The sequence below is a fragment of the Pseudoalteromonas thalassia genome (assembly GCF_049257215.1).
Classification (GTDB): domain Bacteria; phylum Pseudomonadota; class Gammaproteobacteria; order Enterobacterales; family Alteromonadaceae; genus Pseudoalteromonas; species Pseudoalteromonas lipolytica_C.
The window spans coordinates 78,654-102,744 of sequence record NZ_JBMMUE010000005.1 but is presented as its reverse complement, the minus strand read 5'-3'; the positions used below and the strand labels follow the sequence as shown (position 1 = coordinate 102,744).

At 41.5% G+C, this 24,091-nt stretch carries 20 protein-coding genes and 14 tRNA genes; 20 read left to right on the top strand and 14 right to left on the bottom strand.

Features of this window, described 5'->3' with window-relative positions:
- Positions 1 to 73: 73 nt before the first annotated feature.
- Positions 74 to 304, bottom strand: coding sequence for a DUF2789 domain-containing protein (locus AAEU31_RS08235; protein WP_135925461.1), 231 nt, complete (start codon positions 302 to 304; stop codon positions 74 to 76).
- A gap of 147 nt (positions 305 to 451) precedes the next feature.
- Between AAEU31_RS08235 and AAEU31_RS08230 the strand changes: the two genes are divergently transcribed.
- The gene (locus tag AAEU31_RS08230) at positions 452 to 1,099 is read left to right on the top strand and encodes a GNAT family N-acetyltransferase (RefSeq protein WP_421966954.1); all 648 of its coding nucleotides are present in this window, start codon (positions 452 to 454) and stop codon (positions 1,097 to 1,099) included.
- Between the two features lie 681 nt (positions 1,100 to 1,780).
- Here AAEU31_RS08230 and AAEU31_RS08225 read toward each other — a convergent pair.
- Positions 1,781 to 2,080, bottom strand: a complete 300-nt coding sequence (locus AAEU31_RS08225; RefSeq protein ID WP_063706982.1) for a DUF3301 domain-containing protein — start codon at positions 2,078 to 2,080, stop codon at positions 1,781 to 1,783.
- The gene (locus tag AAEU31_RS08220) at positions 2,081 to 3,109 is read right to left on the bottom strand and encodes a DUF3549 family protein (protein ID WP_421966953.1); all 1,029 of its coding nucleotides are present in this window, start codon (positions 3,107 to 3,109) and stop codon (positions 2,081 to 2,083) included.
- 126 nt (positions 3,110 to 3,235) lie between these two features.
- Between AAEU31_RS08220 and AAEU31_RS08215 the strand changes: the two genes are divergently transcribed.
- The 11 genes from AAEU31_RS08215 to msrB all read left to right on the top strand — a co-directional run bounded on the left by AAEU31_RS08215 (position 3,236) and on the right by msrB (position 13,728).
- A complete protein-coding gene (locus tag AAEU31_RS08215; protein WP_421966952.1) occupies positions 3,236 to 3,550 on the top strand; it encodes a YqcC family protein in 315 nt (104 codons plus the stop codon).
- Position 3,551: 1 nt separating this feature from the next.
- Positions 3,552 to 4,325 carry a tRNA pseudouridine(65) synthase TruC gene (truC, locus tag AAEU31_RS08210; RefSeq protein WP_421966951.1) on the top strand — a complete coding sequence of 258 codons (774 nt, stop codon included), beginning with the start codon at positions 3,552 to 3,554 and terminating at the stop codon, positions 4,323 to 4,325.
- Positions 4,312 to 4,758, top strand: a complete 447-nt coding sequence (locus AAEU31_RS08205) for a flavodoxin (protein ID WP_130051870.1) — start codon at positions 4,312 to 4,314, stop codon at positions 4,756 to 4,758. The genes truC and AAEU31_RS08205 overlap by 14 nt, the downstream gene beginning before the upstream one ends.
- A 117-nt stretch (positions 4,759 to 4,875) precedes the next feature.
- Positions 4,876 to 5,607 (top strand): RNA methyltransferase, encoded by a 732-nt coding sequence (locus AAEU31_RS08200; protein WP_194442717.1) that lies wholly within the window; start codon positions 4,876 to 4,878, stop codon positions 5,605 to 5,607.
- 60 nt (positions 5,608 to 5,667) lie between these two features.
- The gene (locus AAEU31_RS08195) at positions 5,668 to 9,066 is read left to right on the top strand and encodes a chromosome segregation SMC family protein (RefSeq protein ID WP_421966950.1); all 3,399 of its coding nucleotides are present in this window, start codon (positions 5,668 to 5,670) and stop codon (positions 9,064 to 9,066) included.
- 36 nt (positions 9,067 to 9,102) lie between these two features.
- Positions 9,103 to 9,828, top strand: a complete 726-nt coding sequence (gene zipA, locus AAEU31_RS08190; RefSeq protein WP_135925435.1) for a cell division protein ZipA — start codon at positions 9,103 to 9,105, stop codon at positions 9,826 to 9,828.
- An 82-nt stretch (positions 9,829 to 9,910) separates the two neighbouring features.
- Entirely contained in the window at positions 9,911 to 11,932 is a 2,022-nt protein-coding gene (gene ligA, locus AAEU31_RS08185; RefSeq protein WP_421966949.1) for an NAD-dependent DNA ligase LigA, read from the top strand.
- Positions 11,925 to 12,269 carry a DUF3392 family protein gene (locus AAEU31_RS08180; protein WP_138557824.1) on the top strand — a complete coding sequence of 115 codons (345 nt, stop codon included), beginning with the start codon at positions 11,925 to 11,927 and terminating at the stop codon, positions 12,267 to 12,269. Before ligA ends, AAEU31_RS08180 begins: the two co-directional genes overlap by 8 nt.
- A complete protein-coding gene (locus AAEU31_RS08175) occupies positions 12,266 to 12,754 on the top strand; it encodes a DUF2919 domain-containing protein (RefSeq protein WP_421966948.1) in 489 nt (162 codons plus the stop codon). Before AAEU31_RS08180 ends, AAEU31_RS08175 begins: the two co-directional genes overlap by 4 nt.
- A 9-nt stretch (positions 12,755 to 12,763) precedes the next feature.
- Complete coding sequence (locus tag AAEU31_RS08170) at positions 12,764 to 13,216, top strand: hypothetical protein (RefSeq protein ID WP_421966947.1); 453 nt, start codon at positions 12,764 to 12,766, stop codon at positions 13,214 to 13,216.
- Between the two features lie 68 nt (positions 13,217 to 13,284).
- Positions 13,285 to 13,728 carry a peptide-methionine (R)-S-oxide reductase MsrB gene (gene msrB, locus AAEU31_RS08165; RefSeq protein WP_138557822.1) on the top strand — a complete coding sequence of 148 codons (444 nt, stop codon included), beginning with the start codon at positions 13,285 to 13,287 and terminating at the stop codon, positions 13,726 to 13,728.
- Here the strand turns inward: msrB and AAEU31_RS08160 are convergent.
- The 11 genes from AAEU31_RS08160 to AAEU31_RS08110 all read right to left on the bottom strand — a co-directional run bounded on the left by AAEU31_RS08160 (position 13,725) and on the right by AAEU31_RS08110 (position 20,217).
- Positions 13,725 to 15,674 (bottom strand): ATP-binding protein, encoded by a 1,950-nt coding sequence (locus tag AAEU31_RS08160; RefSeq protein WP_135925422.1) that lies wholly within the window; start codon positions 15,672 to 15,674, stop codon positions 13,725 to 13,727. The two genes, msrB and AAEU31_RS08160, sit on opposite strands and share 4 nt — an antisense overlap.
- 2 nt (positions 15,675 to 15,676) lie before the next feature.
- Positions 15,677 to 17,047 (bottom strand): extracellular solute-binding protein, encoded by a 1,371-nt coding sequence (locus AAEU31_RS08155; protein ID WP_135925420.1) that lies wholly within the window; start codon positions 17,045 to 17,047, stop codon positions 15,677 to 15,679.
- Between the two features lie 7 nt (positions 17,048 to 17,054).
- Positions 17,055 to 18,689: a response regulator gene (locus AAEU31_RS08150; RefSeq protein ID WP_421966946.1), complete on the bottom strand. Its 1,635-nt coding sequence runs from the start codon at positions 18,687 to 18,689 to the stop codon at positions 17,055 to 17,057.
- Positions 18,690 to 19,131: 442 nt separating this feature from the next.
- Positions 19,132 to 19,207 (bottom strand) — tRNA-Val (locus tag AAEU31_RS08145).
- A gap of 222 nt (positions 19,208 to 19,429) precedes the next feature.
- Positions 19,430 to 19,505: transfer RNA gene (locus AAEU31_RS08140), tRNA-Val, on the bottom strand.
- Between the two features lie 23 nt (positions 19,506 to 19,528).
- A tRNA-Val gene (locus AAEU31_RS08135) sits at positions 19,529 to 19,604 on the bottom strand.
- Positions 19,605 to 19,654: 50 nt separating this feature from the next.
- Positions 19,655 to 19,730, bottom strand: a tRNA-Val gene (locus AAEU31_RS08130).
- Between the two features lie 43 nt (positions 19,731 to 19,773).
- Positions 19,774 to 19,849 (bottom strand) — tRNA-Val (locus AAEU31_RS08125).
- Positions 19,850 to 19,885: 36 nt separating this feature from the next.
- Positions 19,886 to 19,961, bottom strand: a tRNA-Val gene (locus tag AAEU31_RS08120).
- 67 nt (positions 19,962 to 20,028) lie between these two features.
- A tRNA-Val gene (locus tag AAEU31_RS08115) sits at positions 20,029 to 20,104 on the bottom strand.
- Positions 20,105 to 20,141: 37 nt separating this feature from the next.
- A tRNA-Val gene (locus AAEU31_RS08110) sits at positions 20,142 to 20,217 on the bottom strand.
- 655 nt (positions 20,218 to 20,872) lie between these two features.
- Between AAEU31_RS08110 and AAEU31_RS08105 the strand changes: the two genes are divergently transcribed.
- The 8 genes from AAEU31_RS08105 (at position 20,873) to AAEU31_RS08070 (ending at position 24,090) form a co-directional block, all read left to right on the top strand.
- Positions 20,873 to 20,948, top strand: a tRNA-Ala gene (locus AAEU31_RS08105).
- A 39-nt stretch (positions 20,949 to 20,987) separates the two neighbouring features.
- A tRNA-Glu gene (locus AAEU31_RS08100) sits at positions 20,988 to 21,063 on the top strand.
- Positions 21,064 to 21,190: 127 nt separating this feature from the next.
- Positions 21,191 to 21,266, top strand: a tRNA-Glu gene (locus AAEU31_RS08095).
- Between the two features lie 78 nt (positions 21,267 to 21,344).
- Positions 21,345 to 21,420: transfer RNA gene (locus tag AAEU31_RS08090), tRNA-Glu, on the top strand.
- Positions 21,421 to 21,498: 78 nt separating this feature from the next.
- Positions 21,499 to 21,574 (top strand) — tRNA-Glu (locus AAEU31_RS08085).
- A gap of 258 nt (positions 21,575 to 21,832) precedes the next feature.
- Positions 21,833 to 21,908: transfer RNA gene (locus tag AAEU31_RS08080), tRNA-Glu, on the top strand.
- Between the two features lie 311 nt (positions 21,909 to 22,219).
- Positions 22,220 to 23,167: an HlyD family secretion protein gene (locus tag AAEU31_RS08075; protein WP_421966945.1), complete on the top strand. Its 948-nt coding sequence runs from the start codon at positions 22,220 to 22,222 to the stop codon at positions 23,165 to 23,167.
- Positions 23,164 to 24,090: an ABC transporter ATP-binding protein gene (locus AAEU31_RS08070; RefSeq protein ID WP_135925412.1), complete on the top strand. Its 927-nt coding sequence runs from the start codon at positions 23,164 to 23,166 to the stop codon at positions 24,088 to 24,090. The genes AAEU31_RS08075 and AAEU31_RS08070 overlap by 4 nt, the downstream gene beginning before the upstream one ends.
- The last annotated feature ends 1 nt before the right edge of the window (position 24,091 follow it).

Genomic DNA, 24,091 nt, shown 5'->3' with positions numbered 1-24,091 from the left:
GTTGTGAAATTACTTTCCTTATTTGTGGCCGAAAAGCAGATGCAATTTAGGCCACAAATAAGCATTCATGTTTTTATTGACGCAGTCGCGCGTCTAATTCATCAATCACCTCACTCCAAGCCCCATCTTCAGCTAGCGATTCAGCTAAAAAATGCTGCTGAGATTCATCCCAGAATGGAGCATCCTGTAAGAGGGTGGTATCTGACAGTTGATGCGATGCTATGAAAGCATCTATTTCACTTTCTTTGCTTGGTAAACCAAGTTGTGCAAATAAGGTCGAAATGTCATGTTTTGTCGTATCCATAGTTCTGCTCCTTGTGTATGGCGATATTTATTACTGCTTGAACTTAATGATGATGAACCGCAGTTTAACTTACGCTGAATTTGTCTTTAATCGCTGTTAGGTATATACCTCATAGTCTAGTACGAAAATAATAAAACAAATAAAAGGATGAGTATTTTGACAGTTGCTGAACCCGAAACCTTAAGTGTGCAATACCTTAGTGCTGAAGACATCAGCACTGCCGCAAGCCTTATTTATCAAGCCTATCATGACGACCCTGTTCTTCAGAATGTACTAGGGTTTCAACAAGATAACCCAAGTAAATATGAAACTAAATTACGTGCTTTGGTACGTGAAGAGCTAGCAAGTTTCTGGCAAGAAAAACAGCCATTAATAGGCCTTTACTCGCAAAGTAGATTAAAAGCGATTGCCTGTGTATTTGATTCTGCAAGTGAACTACAAGCTGAACGATATTGGCATTGGCGCTTAAAATTAATGCTCAGTGCGGGTTATTTGCAGACTAATCAGCTTATAGAAAAAGAGCGAACTATCCGTGAAGCGCTTTCGAGCAAGGGCCATTATATGTTTTTAGCCTTCATTGCCGTTGATCCACATTTTCAGGGGCAAGGTTTCGGCAGATATCTGCTACGAGGTCTTGATAATTTAGTTGAGTCAAGCAGTCAAACAAGTGGTTTAGCAGTATTTGTTACTCGCCCTGAGCAGCGCGAATTCTTTAGTTCTGAAGGGTTTGAGGTATTCAAAGCCCTAAGCTTTAACCAAGTCGAAGGAGACTTAATGTTTAAAGCAGTAAATTGACGAAAGGACGTTTTGGAAATAGCAATGTGAGATAAGTCTCACATTGCTGTGCGCTTTGTCAGTTTAATGCCTTTAAATCTGTACCCAAAAAAGCTTATTCTAATGATTTTAAACGATTTATTATTTTTTGCATTTTTGTGACTAAGAAAAAATTCATTTTTATGCCTATCAAGATTTCCTCTTTTCTCTAAACTTAATCATGTCAAGAAGACACGGGTTCAATGATTGAACTGATGCCAAGGATTAGGATTATGGCAACAAAGCAAGGTGCTTAGCAGGAAGCAAAGGGACAAGTGCTAGGGAAGCAAGGAAGAACGAGGACACTGCCAGGATGCAGTACGATCGCGGAGCGATTGAAAAGGACTGACCAAAGGATGATTTAGCAGGAAGCTAAAGGAGCGTTTGGAAAACGAAGTGGATAGCCATTGATGGCAAGAGGACGGCACTAGGATGTGTTAAATGTTACAAGATGTAGCATGGTGGGTGTATCGGATGTATACCCGTTCAGGGGATAGATAAAAAGGCAGCTTCGGCATAAGTACGGATACTTAATCATGGAAGTAGCAAGATTGGGGCGTGGCTAATAGCTACGCCTTAGTTCTTTCTGGGGGGTGTACTTCTCGCACCAACAATTACTTTGTAAAACTCGCAACTCGCAACTCGCAACTCGCAACTCGCAACTTAAATTTTGTGCGGCGGTATTACTACGCTTTTAAGTAATTCATTTTCCATGATCAAAACGCCTTGATACACGCTTTGCCCATCACTTGAGAACTCAAAAATAAACTCGCTTTTAATACCAGGTTTACCGCTTTTTAAAATGCCCACTCTGCGTTTATTGCAAGCAACACTCATCAATTGCACATTCAATTGCTCAATTTGTCTTTGTGCATGAAGGTTAGCTGCTTCGGCTACTTTTCTGTTTAACCAAAAAAAGTAGATGATGCTGCCAATGATGATGAGTGTCCACAAGCCTGCCATTTACGAGAATAACCTTCCAATTGCGCGAGCGAGTGTTTCGCTACGATTTTCTTTTCTTAATAAACCTAGTAGGTGAGGGCGAATACTAGGAATTGCAACTAAATCGGTGAAAATACTCACAAACAGTTGTTCAATCTCAGTATGGTGCGCACAGCAATCCATAAACACATGTAAGCGTTCAGGGTCTTCAAGGGTGCTAAAACAACGCCCTGCAATCGTTAATAGTACATCTGACTGGGTGTTCATATCAGAGCGCAATACAGCATCAACCAGTTGCGCGGTTAAACCTTGCGCTGGTGTTTTTGATAAACTTCTGAGGGCTGCAACAAGGGCGATGTCATCTTTTTGCTCTATCGCTTTTAAACCATAGGCTAACAATTGCTCTGCAAACACGGGTTCGATTGCCACATGTTCAAGCATTGCACTCAGCGGCTGTAATACTTCGACTGGTAATTGCCCCCAGGCGGCTTGTAGATTTGCTAAATTGGTGTCGTTATCTAAACGCATCGCAAAGTCAGCAATACCTTGTACTGCAACACTTTGCCAATTATCAAAACCCAGTTTGCCTGAAAAATACAGCTGAGCATATTCGTAATACTGTGAAGCACTTTGCTTAAGTAAACATTTAACCTGCGCATTAAATGCTGCTAGCTTGTTAGCGTTTGGCGTAAATACATAGGGGTTGTTATCAAGTTTGCCCTCGGCATTTTCACCGGTAATTTCTGTACCAAGTGCTTCAATTACCATATTTGCAAAGTGATCGCGGCTTGCGCTTACTAGGCGGCTTTGCTCATCTAATGGAAATTTTAAAAACCATACATAAGGTTCTTTAGATGCTTTTACATCCCAAAATTGAATAGCAAGCCAAGCATGACCAGCAAGCGGGTATGGGTAAGGGATTTTTGTTTCTTCAATGGCAAGAAATTGTTTTTTGTCTAATTTCGTGATGTGTCTGCCAATATCGAAGGCACGCCAAGTGGTACCTGCTGCATCCAGAAGTTGCCCTAGTGTGGCGATCTGCTCAGTCATAAAATCTCAATTACCGTTATTAATCTATATCAGCCGCGAATTATACGCCATACCATGGCGCCTTGGAACAGGGTATACTAGGGTCTGTTTACCTTCCCTAAGTAAAAAGGTATTAAGAGTTTTACAATGCATCAACAGACTTTGGCGCTGCTGCGCGAATTAGAATCCATATTACAACGCCATTCACTATGGCAAACAACACCGATTGACCCAAGTGCACTCAATTCTAGTGCGCCGTTTTGTCATGACACCATGGCATTTGAGCAATGGCTGCAATTTGTTTTTCTTGAAAAAATGCATACCCTCATTGCACATGCCCAGCCTTTACCCCGTAATTTTGCAATTGCGCCTATGGCTGAAATGATGCTGGCACAACACAGTGGCGGAAATGATGTGATTACCGTTTTACAAAAACTCGATCAACTTTTAAGTGATAACTAACATGCAAGAGAGTGTTAAGCCACAATTTGACGAGTTAACGATTCTGTACCGCGATGAAAATTACATCGCGATTGATAAACCGTCAGGTTTATTGGTTCACCGTTCGTTCTTAGATAAACACGAAACCCAATTTGCAATGCAAATGCTGCGTGACCAAATTGGTCAACACGTGTTTCCTGTACATCGTTTAGATAGACCAACCTCAGGCGTATTACTGTTTGCGTTAAGTTCAGAAGCAGCCCGTGACATGAACCAGTTATTTATTGATGGGCAAATTGAAAAACGTTACTTAGCTTTAGTAAGAGGCTTTTTAAACGAATCAATCTTCTTAGATAAACCTTTAAAAGAAGAGCTTGATAAAATTGCCGATAAGTTTGCTGATCAAGATAAAGCACCGCAAGAAGCACAAACGCAATTTCATTGCCTGCACCAAGCAAGCCTACCTATTCCAATTGGTAAATACCCAACAGTTCGTTACTCGCTGGTGGAGTGTTTTCCAAAAACTGGTCGCAAACATCAAATTCGTCGTCATTTAAAACATTTATCATTGCCTATTATTGGTGATGTAAATCATGGTGATAATCAGCATAATCAATTTTTTAGAGAGCATTTTCAGCTTCGTCGTTTAATGTTATTTGCCTCTGAATTAAAGTTTGTGCACCCTTATAGCAAGCAACCAATAACAATTAGAGCGCCATTAGGCGATGCAATGTTAACGATTTGCCAGCAACTTGGCTGGCCAACAGAAGAAAAGGATTATTATGGCAACCATTAGTATTTTTGTCGGCAGTGTCTACGGCGGTGCTGAGCGTTTAAGCGAGCAAGTTATTGAAGTTATTGAAAAGTCAGAGCATCAAGCGCAATTAGTTGAAAATGGCACGGTCGATGACATGCTGGCTGCATCACATATTTTGGTGATCACATCAACGACGGGTCAGGGTGATATTCCTGATAACTTAGTCGCTTTATATAGCCAATTAAACGATCAATTTCCTATGTTAACAGGCAAGCAATACGGCATTATTGCTATGGGCGACCGCAGCTATGGCGATACGTTTTGTGGTGCAGGCCGCAGCTTTGATGAGCTATTTCGCGATTTACAGGCAAAACCTGTCGGTCATCGTTTAGAAATTGATGCCTGCGAAGATTTTGAGCCTTGGCCTGTTACTGAGCCATGGTTAAATGAATGGCTGACGAAAATTAGTTAATAACTCTTATTAGCTAGTGTCTCTTAAAAGTGCTGATTGAATAAGCAATTGGCACTTTCCCCTTGGTTTTTCGAGTACAGAATCTGATATACTAAACCATCATTTTATGAGGCTGTTATGATTTCAAAAAACCAACTGAAACTAATTCGTGCATTAGGTCAAAAAAAGTACCGAAAGCAATATAACCAGTACCTTGTTCAAGGCGAAAAAAATGTACTTGAATTACTAAACAGTGGTTTAAGTATTGCTCATATTTTTGCGACTCCTGCATTTATTTCTGCGCATCAAACAGCGCTTGCAGCCCATCAAGTCATTGAAGCAGATGAAGACAGCCTAACTAAAGCCAGCACGCTGGTGAGTAACAACGCCGCCATTGCTGTTGTTGATATGCCAAGTCAGCAAGCATTACCAACATCAGGACTTATTTTAGCCCTTGATGGTGTGTCGGATCCGGGGAATTTAGGTACCATTATTCGTGTTGCTGATTGGTATGGTATTAAGCATATTGTTACCAGCACAGACAGTGCGGATGCTTATAACCCGAAAACCATCAGCGCAACCATGGGCTCATTTGCTCGCGTGTGTGTCTCACAAACCGACTTAACCAGTTACTTACCTAGCTTAAATCTTCCTGTGTATGGTGCATTTTTAGAAGGTGAGAACATTCACAAAACTGCTCTTAAGCAAGATGCCGTATTACTTATGGGCAGTGAATCTCATGGTATACGTGCTGATTGCGAAAGCTTAGTTACTGATAAAATAACCATTCCGGCTTATGGCCAAGCAGAATCGCTTAATGTAGCCATGGCAACGGGTATTATTTTAGATAATTTTAAGCGCCACGCTTAACCTTTTACCCTAAAATGGGTTAAATTGAAGAATAACAATAAAAATCGGTAAAACAATTAGATGCGCTTAAGCACCATAAAATTAGCGGGTTTCAAATCGTTTGTTGAACCCACTAAGATCCCATTTCCTGATCAGATGACATGTGTTGTCGGCCCGAACGGCTGTGGCAAATCAAATGTCATCGATGCAGTGCGTTGGGTGCTAGGTGAAAGCTCAGCTAAAAACTTACGTGGCGATGCCATGACCGATGTTATTTTTAACGGCTCAACTAATCGAAAACCTATTTCACAAGCCTCTGTTGAGTTGGTGTTTGATAACACCAGTGGCCATTTACCGAATACCTTTGCTGATCGAAACCAAGTGGCGATTAAGCGCTTAGTGACCCGAGATGGTCAGTCAATTTATTTTCTAAATGGTAGTAAATGCCGTAAGCGTGATATTACCGATATCTTCTTAGGAACAGGTCTTGGCCCGCGCAGCTATGCGATTATAGAGCAGGGCATGATCTCGCGTTTAATTGAGAGCAAACCGGCTGATTTACGTGTTTTTTTAGAAGAAGCAGCTGGCGTTTCAAAATACAAAGAGCGTCGTCGTGAAACGCAAACCCGCATTAAAAGCACCCGCGAAAACCTTGAACGTTTGCTCGATGTAAGGCAAGAGTTACAAACACAGCTCGATAAGCTTGCAGTGCAATCAGTCGATGCAAAAAAGTATCGAGAGTTAAAAGCCACTGAGCGCACCTTAAAAGGACAAATTGCGGTCTTAAAGTGGCAGAAGCTACACCAACAACAAATCGATAAAGCCGAGCAAATCAATAAACTTAAAGAGCAAATCCAGTTCTTTAAAGAAGCGCATTCCGGCCATGATGATGTGTTAGCAAGTCTTGAAAATCAGGTGCAACTAGAGCAGCAAAAATTGCAAGATGCCCAGCAGACTCAACATCAAACACACACTGAGTTAACGCGTAAAGAGCAGCAACAGATCAGTTTAAAGCAGCAACAACAAACACTTAGCCAAAACCTTATCAAACAGCAACAACTGCAGTTACAAAACAAAGAGCTGCAAGAAGAGCAACATGCATCGGCTGTAATGTTACAAGAGCTGCTACAAGAAGCGATTGAGCAAAGTTTACTGTGCGCTGAGCAAGTTGCAGAGGTAGAGCAACAAGTTGCTGAACAACATCAGTATAAACAAAGTGCTGATGAGCAATACCAAAGCACCTTACAAAAGAATCAAACTCATGCTAGTGATATTACTGTTGCAAAGAGTCAACAGGCTCACTTTACCCAGACTCTTGCGCAACTTGAATCTCAGCAGGCACAACTTGCCGCTGAAATTAGTGAGCTTGAAGCAACTCCTGTTGCAGCGCAAATTGCTGAGCAACAACAGCATATTCAAACACTGACTAAAGAGCTTGCTCAGCAGCAAAGTGCGCTTAATAAGCTCACTCAGAATCTAGAACAAGCTGATAAAGAGCAACAGCATTTAGAGCAAGATTTTAGAAGGGTTCAACAGCATAGTAATGAAAACAAAGCCAGTATTGCAGCGCTTAATTCCTTGTTATCAGAGCAAACCGACAGCGAAAGTGTCTCTTTATTAGCGCAGCTAAAAGTGACACCAGGCTTTGAGCCGTTAGTTGAACAAGCCCTACTTGGCCTTGAGCATCTAAAGGTCAGTCAACATAAAGAGGCTAACAGTGTTTGGCCTGCATCTGATGATGAGTTACCAAAAGAGTCATTAGCTAATTATATCGAATCGGGTGCTTACCCTGATTTATTAGCACGGTTTGCATTTCAACCTTGTTTTGATGACGCTATTTTGGCGGATCCATATTGGCTTGCGGTGATTGATGAAGAAGGCTGTATTCATGGTCGTAACTTTCACACCGATGCCAATAAAGACGCCGACAATTCTTTGCTTTTAAAGCATGCTCAGCTTAGCGATGCACAGCAGTTAGATGAAGAGCTCAACGAGCAATTAGAAACCAAGCAGCAATTGCTAAACGAGCATCTGGCATATAAGAAAACGCTCATCGTTGACAAAGAGCAACACAGAGAGCGAATTCACCAAGCGGCTCAGCAGATTGCATCGGCTAGCACTCGACGCGATATGTTGCTTGAGCAGCAAACGCAGTGGCAAAACCAGCTTGTTAAGTTACAACAGCGTGAAACCTTACTGGCTGAGCAAAAGCAAAATGCCGATGAGCAGCAACAAGCCCAGCAGAGTTTACTTGAGCAATTGCTAGAGCAGCAATTAACGCTGGAAACAGAACTAGAGCAGGCTAAACAACGACAAACTGAGGCAAATAACAACTATCGCCAAGTTGCGTCTCAGCTTGAGCAATATAAAACGCAGGCTCACCAAGCAAATTTGGCTGAGCAAAAAGCTCGCAGTGAGTGTCAACTTAGCGAAACCAAATTGCAACACGCCAATGCCGCCCAAAGTGCTGCAAGTGAGGCTGTGTTAGAGCTTAATGAGCAACTAGAAGAGTTAGTGATCCCGCTTGAAGAGGTGGCAGAGCAAATCATGCTATTGCTTGAAAAGCATCAACAAAGTGACGTTGAGCTGAAAAACTTGCAAGCGGCCTTGAGTCAAGCTAAAAAGGAGCTTGCTGATAAGCAAACAGCGCTGAAATCGTCGCAATCAGAGTTGGTTACGTTACAAGAGCAGTTGCAAGCATTGGCACTGGATGAGCAAAGTTTAATCGTTAAAGCACAAGCCGCTTTAGAGCCACTTGAAGAACTGGAACAAAATTTAAAAACAGTACTTGAAGAACTGCCTGACAATGCCAATTTAAATAGTATGCAAGCTATGTTGACTAAAACCACCCAAGCTTTAAATGAGCTTGGCGCAGTAAACTTAGCAGCAATTGATGAATTTGAGCAGGCCAAGCAGCGTAGTGATTATTTAAATCAGCAGCTTGATGATTTAACACAAGCGTTAAATACCCTTGAAGGGGCGATTCAAAAAATTGACCGAGAAACAAAAAATCGTTTTAAGGCCACGTTTGAACAAGTAAATACAGACTTTGGGGAATTATTCCCGAAAGTGTTTGGCGGTGGTAGTGCCTACCTTGAATTGACCAGTGATGATCTACTCGAAAGTGGGGTAAGCATCATGGCAAGGCCACCAGGCAAGAAAAATTCGACAATTCACCTGCTTAGTGGTGGAGAAAAAGCGCTGACCGCATTATCATTAGTGTTTTCAATATTCAGGCTCAATCCAGCTCCATTCTGTATGCTAGATGAAGTGGATGCGCCATTGGATGATGCAAACGTGGGTCGTTTTTGCCGTTTGGTAGAAGAGATGTCACAATCAGTACAATTTATTTATATCAGTCATAACAAGATTGCCATGGAAATGGCAGGCAGATTGACCGGTGTAACTATGGCTGAACCGGGTGTTTCACGAATGGTTGCTGTAGATATAGAACAAGCTGTGCAAATGGCACATGCATAAATTTAGTTAGGCATATCAAATAATAAAGGTGAGGGGATGGCCGAAGAATTAAGATGGGCTTTAATCGTAATCAGTGTATTTGTCATTGGTGGTTTATTAATTCACGGCTTATGGTCGGTGCGTAAAAAGGACAGTCCAGATGCGCCAGCGCAAGAACGGGTCGAACCGAATGAAACAACTTCTGAGATATCAGAGCCTGCTCCAGTTCAGTCGCAAGAACGTGACGAGCCTGAGTTTGGAGATTTAAGCTTTTCCGCGCAACATAATGATGAACCCGTTGTTTCAGATGAGATTTCAGAATCACCTGAAGCAGAGCAGACTGAAACTGACGAAGAGCAAGAAGCACAAGCTCCAACTGACTTCATTATTGTGCATTTGCAGATGCCTGAAGATGCAGTTATGAATGGCAGCCAGCTATTGCCAGCCGTTAATATGTTAGGCTTTAAGTATTCTGAAGAGGGCTTTTTTAACCGCCATTTAGACCCTGCTGGTACAGGTCCGGTGTTATTTCGTCTAGTGAATATGTATAACCCAGGTACGTTTGATATCGATAACATGGAGCAGTTTAGTACAGCGGGTATCAGTTTATTTATGACCTTACCATGTGATGGCGACGGTTTAAGTGCATTTAATATGTTGCACAGTGCAGCTAAAAAACTAGCTGATGAATTTGGTGCGACTATTTTAGATAGCAACCGTGAAGAGATGACGGTTGAAAGCGTACGTGAATATGTTGAGAAAGTTCGCAGCTTCTCAGCTTAATCGCACGCACAGATAATAAGTTTTAGGCCACTTGGCGTTAAGTCGTCTAAGTGGCTTTTTTATGTAGATTTTTGAGGTTTTCATGTCCAGCCCTATCTTTGAGCAAATTAGCCAACTTCGAGCCCAGTTAGAAGAGCATAACCATAATTATTATGTGCTGGATGCACCAAGCATTCCTGATGCTGAATATGACCGTTTAATGCGTGAATTAAGCGCTCTTGAGCAAGCTAATCCAGAATTTCAAAGCCCTGACTCGCCATCACAAAAAGTTGGTGGTGCTGCACTTGATAAGTTTGAGCAAGTCACTCACCAAGTACCTATGCTGTCACTTGATAATGCGTTTTCTGAAGAGGAGTTTGCTGCCTTTAATCGCCGTATTAAAGAACGTTTAATGAACAGCAGTGAGTTAACTTTTTGTTGTGAGCCAAAGCTTGATGGCCTTGCGGTATCGATTATTTACCGTGACGGTGTGTTAGTGCAAGCAGCTACCCGTGGTGATGGCATGGTGGGTGAAAACATCACCCAAAACGTGAAAACAATACGTAATGTGCCGCTTAAGTTACGCGGCGATGACTTCCCGGCAGAGCTTGAAGTGCGCGGTGAAGTATTTATGGATAGTGCCGGGTTTGCCAAGCTTAACAGTGAAGCCGAAAAACGTGGCGAGAAAGTATTTGTAAACCCGCGCAATGCTGCTGCAGGTAGCTTACGCCAGCTTGATTCTAAAGTAACAGCAAAACGCCCGCTGATGTTTTACGCATACAGTACAGGGCTTGTTGCGGATGGTCAGTTACCAGAAGATCATTACCAACAGCTTGCTAAACTGACAGATTGGGGTTTACCACTTTGCCCAGAAACTAAACTGGTTGAAGGACAGCAAGCTGCACTTGATTATTACCAAGACATTTTAGCACGTCGTAGTGAGCTGGCTTACGAAATTGACGGTGTGGTAATTAAAGTAAACGACAAAAAGCTGCAAGAGCGTTTAGGCTTTGTGGCACGTGCGCCGCGCTGGGCTATTGCCTTTAAATTTCCTGCACAAGAAGAAATCACACAATTACTTGATGTTGAGTTTCAGGTAGGTCGTACTGGCGCAATTACGCCTGTTGCACGTTTAGAGCCGGTATTTGTGGGAGGCGTGACCGTGTCTAACGCAACGCTTCATAACGGCGATGAAATTGCCCGTTTAGGCGTTAAAATTGGCGATACAGTAATTATTCGCCGAGCAGGTGATGTTATCCCGCAAATTACACAAGTTGTGCTTGAGCGCCGTCCTGAAGACGCCAAAGATATTGTTTTCCCTGCTACTTGCCCAATTTGTGAGTCACATGTGGAACGCATTGAGGGTGAAGCGGTTGCCCGTTGTACAGGTGGCTTAGTTTGCCAAGCGCAGCGTAAGCAAGCCATTAAGCACTTTGCGTCACGTAAAGCGCTTGATATTGATGGGCTAGGCGACAAGATTGTTGATCAGCTTGTTGACCGTGAGCTTATCAAAACACCTGCTGATTTATTTACCCTTAAACAAGGTCATTTTGAATCACTTGAGCGAATGGGCCCTAAGTCTGCTAAGAACTTAGTTAACGCGCTGCAAGAAGCTAAGCAAACAACATTAGCTAAATTCTTATATTCGTTAGGTATTCGCGAGGTTGGTGAAGCAACAGCGCAAAACCTAGCAAACCATTTTTTAACCCTAGAAAAAATCACCCAAGCAAGTGTTGATGCGTTAACTGAAGTAAGCGACGTAGGTGAAATTGTTGCCAAGCACGTTCGTGGCTTTTTTACTGAAGAGCATAATATGGACGTGGTTAATGCGCTAATTGAGCAAGGTATTAACTGGCCCGCGCTAACAGCCCCAAGTGCCGATGCACAGCCATTATCGGGTTTAACCTACGTACTAACCGGCACATTGAGCGAGCTTAACCGTAATGATGCAAAAGCGCGTTTACAAGCGTTAGGTGCGAAAGTGTCGGGCAGTGTTTCGGCGAAAACAGATGCACTGATCGCGGGCGAAAAAGCGGGCTCAAAATTAACCAAAGCACAAGATTTAGGCATTGATGTATTAACAGAGGCAGACCTCATTGCGCTTTTAAGTGAGCACAATGGATAGTTTATTGCAGGCATTGTCGTCAGTTGCTTTAACAATCGGCAGTTGGCTACAACCACACCTTTACAATATTTCATTATTGCTGGTGGTGTGTTTTATATCCTTGTATGCAAACGATATTATTAAAGTGACCAAGCGCTTTGTGGCGCGTCGTCACTTTATTATTCGTGTGCTTTGCTTTGTGCTGGTCACAGGGTTTGGTATGGGCTTACTTGTGGTGTTTGTGACGCCTTTTTTAAGTAAATTGCTAATGCTACTCGGTGTTAAATGGCTGGCGCTTACACTTACAGCAGCCTTTTTGGTACTTGGCATCATTGCTGATAAGAAGAACCAAATATGAATCGCTACGGCCCAGAATACTGGGATAAACACGGCACTTACCGGACGCCTGTGGCGTTCCACTTAACCTTACTTGTGCTTTTGCGTAGTTATTTTATTTGGCTGATGGCGGCGCTGAGTCGTCGCCCTGATTTAGATATCATGTCGTTGTTCTTTAAATCTAAAGCTGATTTTTTTATCGCTATTGCCATTGCAGCGATTGCTTTATTACCTGCGGTGATCTTTTGCTTGCGCCGGCCACAAGAAAACGCAGATAGTGCAAAACGTTTTGCGTCGATTTGGCGTTATATGCGCTGGCCATTAATTCTATGTGCAATCACAGATTTAAGTTGGTTAACCTATCAGGCTGCACACAGCCACTATCAGTTTTCGTTGTTCTTAGCTTGCCAAATGGTACTGGTGTTATGGGTACTGTTATATTTATTAAAAAGCAGATACTTGTCTGTCTTTTTCAATGATTGGCCAGATCCAATAACAAAAAAATAGGGCAGCAATATGTTGGCAATTAATAAGCTTTTAGCAAAAATCTCATTTACTATCGCATTCGTATTAATCGCTATATGGGTATTTACGCCACTTTGGCACAGTGCTGCATTTTCACTGTTTGTGATGTTATGGGGCTTTATAACACTATCAAGCATTTATCGAGTGACGCCGCTATTTGTAGCGCGTAACCCCATTACTGACTTGTTAAAACGCGATGTTAATCAGCTAGCACTCATTAGCCTTTCTGGGCTGTTTGATTTTAAACGCAAGGCTGAGTTTGTGTTAATTGGTCAAATTAAGCAGATTGAAGTGGGTGAAGGTATTATCCATATTACTGACGTCAACGGACAAAAAAGCACAGCAGTATTGAGTGTTAATAGTGACAAAATTAATAGCCATTTATCGCAACTGCTTTCTGAGCGCGAACGTGCGCAAATAGATATCCGTTTACAAGCGAATTAATGCCACTTGCTCTTGGCTGTGCTTGTGATGTACTGTGCAATAGTTGTATTCAACCATGAGGGAGCACTATGTTAACTTGGCAAGATATTTTAGAGTTTGCCCATAACGGTAACCCAACACCTCCACGTCGAGTCGAAAAGTCACCATCTGAGTGGCAAGCTGAGCTCGAACAAGATGCATTCTATGTTACTCGCTTAAAAGGGACTGAGCGTCCGCATAGCTCTGATTCATGTACGATATTTGAACCTGGTCAATATGCCTGCGTCTGTTGCGACAATTTATTATTTGATGGTGATGAAAAGTTCGACAGTGGCACTGGTTGGCCGTCATTTACTCAGCCTAGCAGTGTTGAAAGCATTGCTTATGTAGCTGACTCTAGCCATGGTATGCAGCGTATTGAAGCGATTTGCAATGTCTGTGACGCGCATTTGGGCCATGTATTTCCTGATGGCCCAGCGCCTAGTGGTCTGCGCTATTGCATGAATGCCATAGCGATGAAAAAACGTGATTAATCTAAATACTGTGCGATGATAAAAATAAGGTGCTCACGGTAAATTGGCTTGCTAATAATGTAGTCAGTCAAAATACTTGATTGCACCTTATCATCCCTTATCGCTGAAGCCGTTACCGCGATTATTGGAATATGTTTAAAACGATCATCACTGCGAATTAACTGGCTTGCCTCTAATCCACCCATTACCGGCATTTTTAAATCCATTATGATAAGGTCAGGTTGGTTTTGCTCAATTTTCATTAGAGCATCTTCACCATTAATAGCTGTATCTATCGTAAAGCTCCAGCGTGATAAGAAGGATTCTAAATATTCCCGGTTGTAAGGAATATCATCAACAATCAAAATGCGCGCTGGATTAAAATGATAGCTTGATATAGCAGGGTAATTACGATGTTCAACTTCGTTTTTAGATTCGGCTAATTCAACATTCGGTATCGACACAATAAATTCACTGCCTCGATCTTTTTCGCTGATCACCGATAACTCTCCACCCATTAACTTGATAAAGCGCAATGAAATAGCTAAGCCAAGTCCTGTGCCACCAAACTCAGAGCTACGTTGCCCTTGTACTTGCTCAAAATCATTAAAAATGAGCTCTTGTTGATCACTAGGAATGCCTTTACCTGTGTCTTTAACATGTACTTTAATATCAATATGGCTATTGTCATTATGCGCTTTAAAATCAAAAAACACTTTTACACTACCTTGCGAGGTGAATTTAATAGCATTACCGATTAAGTTTGTTAGTACTTGACGAAGTTTATTACTGTCTAGCAGCACAGGTGTTGTTAGATCAGGATGAGCAGTAACTTGTAACTCAAGATCTTTCTGAGCGCTTAATTGTAAGAACATCATGTTGAGTTCGTGACACATGGTAGGGATCTCAACTCGATCAATATCAAGTTGCATTTTACCGGCATCCACTTTTGATAAATCAAGAATATCGTTCAATACGTTAAGTAATGAGTTACCCGATATTGAAATAGCTTCTAGATAACGACGCTTATTTTTATCAGTTTCACTGTCTTGTAATAATTGGCTAAAGCCCAATACGGCATTAAGTGGTGTTCTTAATTCATGTGACATATTAGCTAAAAAGCGGCTCTTAGCTTGATTCGATTGCTCAGCTTGCTCTTTAGCATCAAGATACTCTTGGGTGCGTTTAGCAACGGTTTCTTCAAGTAAGCTATGTTGCTCATGCATACTATTGATTTGTTGCCTAACTGCAGCACGCATCATTTTAAAACCACTTGCAAGAGTACCAATTTCGTCTTGGCTTTTAATATTTATAGGGCAATTTAAATCACCTGTGGTCACTGCATGCGAAAACTCGACTAGCTGCTCAATGGGCTGCAAAATGATTCTTCGAATAATGATGTAAGCAATGATGAGCGCTGTGAGTAAGTATATCGCAAATAATGAAACAGCATTGCTGATGATAGCTTTTGTCTTTGCAGCTAAGTCAGTATCTGAAAAACTAACAATCACGTAGCCAATATTTTCGTTTTGGTAACTATTAATGGGGACCGAAACTACATACTGTTCATCCAATGGAATGATTGTGTTTAGTGCAGGGTTCAATTGCTTCAGGATTTGCTGGTTAGTTTCTAAAGTATCAACCTTACTGTTATCAGGGTGTGCAGCAATAAAGTTATTTTGATCGATAAAGTAAATAGTTTTGAGATCATCAAATGTATTATTCTTTAGAATATTTTTTAAGGAGATACCTTGAACTTTCATCACCCAACTACCGACACTATTATCTTTCGTTAGCTTTTTTATCTCTGACAGCATAGGGGACACAATAGCATCTGCTTTTTCACTCATGTTTAGAAGTGTTTGTTCTTTTAACTCCATCACATGCAATGAGGTACTCGCCCCTAAAATGAGGGTAATGGTGAATCCGATTATCATCAGAATTTTGTGGGCAATGCTTATCCTCATTGCTAGTTTTCACTCCTTGACTTGAATGTGTGCATTGTTTCATTAATTTTTTTATCAGTTGTTTTAATTGTCTGGTTTATATCTGCACCATAGAATATTTGGCTAAATGCTTGCGAGATAATTTCACCAATGACAGGGAACTCTACCATTCCAGCTTGTAGGCGATCAGCTGTGGCATGATCAAATACCCACAACATCGTAGTATTAAACCCGGGTTTATTTACCAAGGTAAACAACTTTTCGTGCCACACTTTTTTTCTGGGAGGGGAGCCGCCAGTACTAAGTAGCGATGACGTTTGCTCGCTTGTAGCCCATTGAATAAAAAGCCAAGCCGCAGTTTTTTTGTTGGACTTGCTATTTATAGCAAACGCCCATGCCCAAGGGGAGGTTTCTCTTGCTATGGGACCTTTGGGCAAAGGGGCTGCTTCCCATTTATTCCAAATATTAGACTCTTCAGCTGTGTCTATTTCATTGTAAAAATGGGAAGCTAAAAATGCGGATGCCAGCTTACCTTGTTTAAATAAGCGCCGGATTTCATAAAAGTGCAGCAAGCGGCTATTATCAGGATTTCCATACCCTGTCGCTAAATCTCGGTACACTCTTAGACTCTGCGCTGTTTCAGTGCTATTAAACACAGACATATTTTGCTCATCGATAACTTGTGCCCCGTATGCACGCATTACTGGCAAAACTGTCCAGGTGTTTAGCCCCGCACCTGGCAATGTGCGCGCCGCAAATGCATGCATTCCAATAAGATCTGGTGTTGCATCAATAGCGCGTTGTAACTTTATCTTTGTAGCGTAGAGCTCTTCATAAGTATCAGGTACTTTAAGGTTAAACCGCTCGAATAGATCTTTTCTGTAAAAATAGATTGGCGCCGAAAAATCAAAGGGCAATGAATACAAAATATCATTGATCTTACATAGTGCTAAGCTTCGATCACTTATGTCGTCTAGCTGATACCATGTTTTATCAGTTATCTTGGGATTATCTAAATAGGGCTGAAGAGGCTCTATCCAACCTTGGCTTTGCGCTTCTCCTAAAAAAGTAATTCCCATAGGCAATACATCGTACAAGCCTAAGCCTTCGCTCAAATCTTGATGGCGGCGCGCTCGCATTTGTGATTGTTCTAAGGCATGAAAGCCAACCGAGATCCCCGTTAGTTGTTCAAATAATGGAATATAAGGCTTTAACGCTGTGAATGCTGGTTGTTCGTCTGCAAGAATATTTATATGACTTCCGGCTTCACTGCGCCAATCTATGTTTGCTTGTTGCCAGTAATGCAGTGTAGAGGAAGCAAAACTGTTGGCACTGTAAAAAAAAATCGCTGCTGTAATAAAAGGCTTGATAAGTTTTGACAAACGCGGTGCCATCTTTCGGTTACTCCGTTAACTTAATATTTAACTTATCAGCTTGTGCTTTAATTTTTTCAAATCGTATTGCTTGCTCATATTCGAGCTCTTGGCTAGCAAGTAAAGTAAAGCATTTTCTAGCAAGTGATAAATTAAAAGACTGGCCTTGATTATTAGTATCGAACAAACATTGTAATAAATTAAGTGCGATGCTGGCATTTTTGGGCATAACCCTAAATGCTTGCGTAAAGGCTTCAAGAGCTGTATTGAGTTGTCCTTTATTAAACTGGGTTACTGCATGGTTGTTAAGCTCTTTAGGGCCTAACTTGATATCTCGACGTTCTGTTTGTTGCTGTTGAATATATCTTAAATAAACAGGATCACTGACAGATGGGTGACGTTCGCAATGGTCAATAATTTGGTTAAACAGCCTTTGCGCTTTTTGATGAAAGCCTAATTCATGGAATGCTTTGGCTTTGTCGAGGGCACCATCAACAGAACGAATTTGTGTATCACTCTCATCAAGTTGATTGATAAGCGCTTTTGCTTTTTGGTGTTCATCTTTTAAGTAATGTAATCGAGCATTTAGTACATCAATTTGAGTTTGATTATTACTATTGGGAAATTGCTTTTTTAAATCATTTAAATATTGATTAGTCTGCCTAGATATACGGTTTATCTGATCGCTTTGATCAGTCGTTAGCGCAAAATCGATACCTGCGCGCGCCGCATTAAGGTAAATATCAGGATGATCATGAATAGAGAATTTTGCGTAAGTCGCAATATCTTTTTGTGTTAAATAGTTCTTTTCATAATCATGATTAAGTAAGGATACATGGCTCAAAGCTTTTTGACGGTTAATGTTACGTGGTGCAATATCAACAGCTTGGCTAATTAGTTTTTGAGCTTCATCATACTTATTAAGTTTAATTTCTAGTCGGCTTAGCAGGTCCAGAGCAACTAAACGAGTTTCACTGCGTTGTAACATCGTTTTCAACATTCGCTGTGCAAGTGAATGCTCATTACATGCAATCAAAGCTTCAACTAAGCCTACCTTTGCCCAAGTGAACTTTTGAATATCAAGAACAGATTTAAAAAAGGTTTTAGCTTCATCATTACGTTTTAGTCGAAGTAGGGCATCGCCTTTAAGTCTAAGTAAAATAGCACTAAAACTGTGGCTTTTGTTTTGTAATAATTCGTCGATCTTTTTTATTGCTTTTGAATCGTTCTCGTCATCAATAAGTTGATATACCTGATGTAAATTATTTTTTCGCATCAGTACTTTTTCGATACGATTTTTTAATTCATTGATAGTGAAAGGTTTAACAAGGAAATCATCAGGTTGCAGCTCTAAGACACTGTGTACAAGAGAGCCACTTGTTTCAGCAGAAATAAAAATAAAGCCAGTGGAGTTTTTAATCAGGCGCTTCATTTTCAGCTCTTCATATAGCTGATAGCCATCTTGTTGCTTACTCAGATTAAAAGAGCAAACAATTAGATCAAACTGCTCTATTTGGCACTGCTCTTTTGCTGAGTTGGCATGCTCTGCAAAACGTAACTGACGAAACCCCAACCCCTCTAATGATTGTTTCATATAGCTTTGAGCAAGTGGTTGCTCTTCGACTATTAAAATTTTGGCTTTCGAAAAAATCTTTGCAGGCATTAGACTTGCGACCGAGTGACATTAACAGTGACTATAATAAACAGTCTAGCTGCTGACAAGGCAAATTACAGCTTTTGCTGCTATTAAAAGTTTGGCTAAGGTCTTTGTCGAAAATGCGAGAAGTATGAAAGATCAGCTTTTAGGTATTTAGGCTTGTTGAACAGTGGGGGAAATTAAACCATTTACCTGTGTTTTATAGAAAGTGGCGATGCTTTTGAAAACTAGAGATAAAATAAAGAGGTTTTATATGTGGTGGGTCGTACTGGACTTGAATCATCGAGCCTGTGTTTTGTAAAGAGTGGCGATGCTTTTGAAAACTAGAGATAAAATAAAGAGGTTTTATATGTGGTGGGTCGTACTGGACTTGAACCATCGAGCCTGTGTTTTGTAAAGAGTGGCGATGCTTTTGAAAACTAGAGATAAAATAAAGAGGTTTTATATGTGGTGGGTCGTACTGGACTTGAACCAGTGACCCTCGCCTTGTAAGGGCGATGCTCTCCCAACTGAGCTAACGACCCACATATAAATTTTTTTCAGATTAAATGGTTGGTTTTACTGAACTTAACCACCGAGCCTTTTCGTTGTAAAGAGTTGCGATGCTCTTTGCTTCAAAAAGTAAATGGTGGGTCGTACTGGACTTGAACCATCGAGCCTGTGTTTTGTAAATAGTGGCGATGCTTTTGAAAATTAGAAATAAAATAAAGAAGATTTAAAGAAAGTATTTATGAAGTGTTTATATGTGGTGGGTCGTACTGGACTTGAACCAGTGACCCTCGCCTTGTAAGGGCGATGCTCTCCCAACTGAGCTAACGACCCACATATAAATTTTTCAGATTAAATGGTGGGTCGTACTGGACTTGAACCAGTGACCCTCGCCTTGTAAGGGCGATGCTCTCCCAACTGAGCTAACGACCCATATAATCTTTTTCTTCGCTACCATTTTTAGCTTTTGCTTTAAAAGTAAATGGTGGGTCGTACTGGACTTGAACCAGTGACCCTCGCCTTGTAAGGGCGATGCTCTCCCAACTGAGCTAACGACCCGCGAAGAATAATCTAAATGAAAACACCATCAAAGTTTGTTTAATGGTGGGTCGTACTGGACTTGAACCAGTGACCCTCGCCTTGTAAGGGCGATGCTCTCCCAACTGAGCTAACGACCCATTTAGATTTTTGTAATATGAAACACCATTTTAAAATGGTGGGTCGTACTGGACTTGAACCAGTGACCCTCGCCTTGTAAGGGCGATGCTCTCCCAACTGAGCTAACGACCCATATTACATACAGCATATTTTCTTAATGGAAGGACCACCGAAACTTTCTTTATAAAGAGAAAGTAAATGGTGGGTCGTACTGGACTTGAACCAGTGACCCTCGCCTTGTAAGGGCGATGCTCTCCCAACTGAGCTAACGACCCATTAAGAAATTAGATATGAAAACCATTATTTAAATAATGGTGGGTCGTACTGGACTTGAACCAGTGACCCTCGCCTTGTAAGGGCGATGCTCTCCCAACTGAGCTAACGACCCATATCTAAAAACAACGTATTGCTGCGTTGTTGTGGGGCGCTATTATAGATAGAGTTGTAAATGTGTCAACACTTGAATGAGTAAAAATGTGTTAGATGCAGCTTTTATAAACAATGACATGGCTTTTAAGCATTTTTTGGCGAACAAATATGCAATTTATATTCATGAGCTTATCTGTGGCGTTGTCATCGTTAATCTTTTTCCTCTAATTTAACTGAACTCGATGTTGTTTTAACGATGCTTGTCATTTTTTAAAACACAACTTATGTTGAATATTAAAACTGAATAACTAAATAGCTGCAATTTTGCTGTGTTTAAAACCAAAGAGGGCGGGGGGCTCTCCGTTGGGATTTAACCGATAGTTTAGCTAACTTAAATTTGCATATAAATGTATACCTTTTGTAATGTTTAATATCACGTAATGTATACTTAAATCTCGGTATCAGTATTGATAATTGTAAAATTTAGTCAATTCCTTATTATACTGTTCGAAATGTCTGCGTAACGGATTGATATTTAGTCAGCTTGTTGAAATTTAAATCATTTAAATAAAGTTAGATAAAAAACTGTTGACTTTATTTAGGGGGCTGCATAGAATGCGCCCCGCACTCAGCGATACACAGCCAATATTAATTGGTAGTGTGTATGCAAAGTCGGGGCTATAGCTCAGCTGGGAGAGCGCTTCGCTGGCAGCGAAGAGGTCTGCGGTTCGATCCCGCATAGCTCCACCAAATTTGCATAGTGTTTGTCCTAGGGTTGCAGTTTTCTGCGTCCCCATCGTCTAGAGGCCTAGGACACCGCCCTTTCACGGCGGTAACAGGGGTTCGAATCCCCTTGGGGACGCCACTTACTTTTGTAAGTGAGCAATTGCCAAGAAGTTATATATGCTAGTCTCGAGTACTTGCATGTTGATTAAGTAACCTTAGCTCCGATATGAGTAAAACTATCACTTTGTCCTAGTGACACATTTTGTGTCCCCATCGTCTAGAGGCCTAGGACACCGCCCTTTCACGGCGGTAACAGGGGTTCGAATCCCCTTGGGGACGCCACTTATTAAAAGTGTTGTGTTATTAAAAGCTCGTCTGAATCGAGTTTAACTATTCAGTTGTCCTAGTGACACATTTTGTGTCCCCATCGTCTAGAGGCCTAGGACACCGCCCTTTCACGGCGGTAACAGGGGTTCGAATCCCCTTGGGGACGCCACTTATTAAAAGTGTTGTGTTATTAAAAGCTCGTCTGAATCGAGTTTAACTATTCAGTTGTCCTAGTGACACATTTTGTGTCCCCATCGTCTAGAGGCCTAGGACACCGCCCTTTCACGGCGGTAACAGGGGTTCGAATCCCCTTGGGGACGCCACTTATTCAAGTAGGTTATGTGTAGTGGGGCGGTGAACACCGCGCAATCTATGCACGACGTTATCAAGAGTACGAATCTCTTGGGGACGCCACTTACTATAAGTGTTGTGTTATTAAAAGCTCGTCTGAATCGAGTCAAACTATTCAGTTGTCCTAGTGACACAGAAACTTTCTGTTTAAGCTAAGGCCATTCGCCTCGCAGGCTCGGTCTCATCTTACGCAGAAATAGCAAATCAATGATTTGCAAACCAATTTCTGCGTCCCCATCGTCTAGAGGCCTAGGACACCGCCCTTTCACGGCGGTAACAGGGGTTCGAATCCCCTTGGGGACGCCACTTATTCAAGTAGGTTATGTATAGTGGGACGGTGAACACCGCGCAATCTATTCACGACGTTATCAAGAGTACGAATCTCTTGGGGGCGCCACTTACGTTAAGTAAGTTAACGAGTTATCAAGATTATATTTTGTAATCTCATTTCAAGTAGAAAAAATCCTTTTCAAATAAATACTCCTTATTCTCCATATATCTTTACGATATCGACTACATATATTTCTAAAACTTTAATTCCTATTGATCACTTTTACTGATCATTTTAATACTTTATAGTATTTAGCAACTTATCAGCTAACCATAAGGAAATTAAAATGTTAGCTAAACGTGTTGTACTCATAATAATTTCTTTAGTCATTGCAGCTTGCTCTGGCTCAAATGAGGGAGTGGCGCTGGGTACGCTTGAACGTGAGCGTGTGATACATCCTGCAACGACTAACGAAATTCTGATAGAACTACCCGTTTCAGCAGGCCAGTTGGTCGAAAAAGGGCAGGTGATTGCAAAGTTCGATGCCGAACTTCAGCAAGCGATTGTCGGCAAAGCACAAGCACAACTAGCTCAAGCCACTGCATTTCTTGAAAAAACTTTGAATGGTGCTCGTCCCGAAGAAGTTGCTGCCGCATCAGCCAAAGTAGCAGCAGCCAATGCTGCATATACACAAAGCGAAGCTAATTTTCGCCGTGCAAAAACCTTAGTTAAAGATAAACTTGCAAGCCAAGAAACCTTAGACAGTGCTACCGCTGCACGAGATGAGACTTTTGCTAATTTAGAATCAGCAAAGCAGCACTTAAATGAGTTAACAAATGGTTCTCGCGTTGAAGATATTAATAGTGCGAAAGCGCAAGTTCAGGCGGCAGAAGCAGAACTAAAAGTACAGCAAAAATACCTCTCAGATCTGACAATTAAAGCCATGCGTGCTGGCAGGGTCGATAATTTACCTTGGCACGTAGGTGAGCGAGTTACTAAAGGCAGCCCTGTCGTTATTATTCAAGCAGACAGCGCACCTTACGCACGCGTTTATATCCCTGAACCATATCGTGCCAAGCTCAATCAGGGCATGACACTTACGGTTCGCGTCGATGGCATAGATAAAGATATTCAGGGTGAACTGACCTGGATTGCCACAGAGCCTGCGTTCACGCCTTTTTATGCCCTTAATCAGGAAGAACGTGCGCGATTAATGTATCTTGCTGAGGTAACACTACCCGCAAGTGAAAATAACTTACCGACAGGCGTACCTGCTCAAGTGGTTATGCCATGACTGAGTCGGTGATCCAGGCCAAAGGTTTGATAAAACAATTTGGCGATTTAAAAGCGATTGATAACCTTGATCTAGACATTGAACAAGGGCAAATTTATGGCTTTTTAGGCCCAAATGGCTGTGGTAAAACGACTGCAATCCGTATGCTTACCGGGTTATTGAAGCCAACTTCTGGTGATATCAATGTGCTTGGCTTGAGTCTGCCAAAAGATGCTGAAAAGCTCAGAACACAACTTGGTTATATGACGCAAAAGTTTTCACTTTATAGCGACTTGACCGTGCTTGAAAACCTCAAATTCATGGCTGCGCTTTACCCTTTAAAAAAACAGCAAAAACAACAAAGAATAGACGAACTACTTCACACCTACGGCCTTGATCAAAGAGCAAGTCAAATGGCCGGAAGTATGAGTGGGGGACAACGACAGCGCTTAGCATTGGCTGCTGCAGTGATTAATAAACCAAAAATTTTATTTCTTGATGAGCCAACATCGGCAGTCGATCCACAAAATCGCCGTGACTTTTGGGAAACACTGTTTGATTTAAGTAATGCTGGTACCACCATATTAGTTACCACTCACTACATGGATGAAGCTGAGCGTTGCCATCGTTTAGCCATTTTAGAATCAGGTATTAAGCGCGCGGATGGCTCACCAAAGCAATTAATGACAGACATGCATGCTCATGTAGTAGAAATCGCAGGGGCGCAAACCAGAGAATTAAAAAAACAACTCGCAACAATCGACCATGTTATCTCGGCAACTCAGTTAGGTGCACAGCTGCGAGTATTAGTAAAAAAAGATGTTCAAGACCCCGTTGAGTTCATAAAACAGCAATCATTTTGTCAGGATACATGGCAAGTAAATAGTGTGCGTCCAAGTCTAGAAGACGTGTTTGTAACCTGTACAGGGCAGGGTAGACAATGAG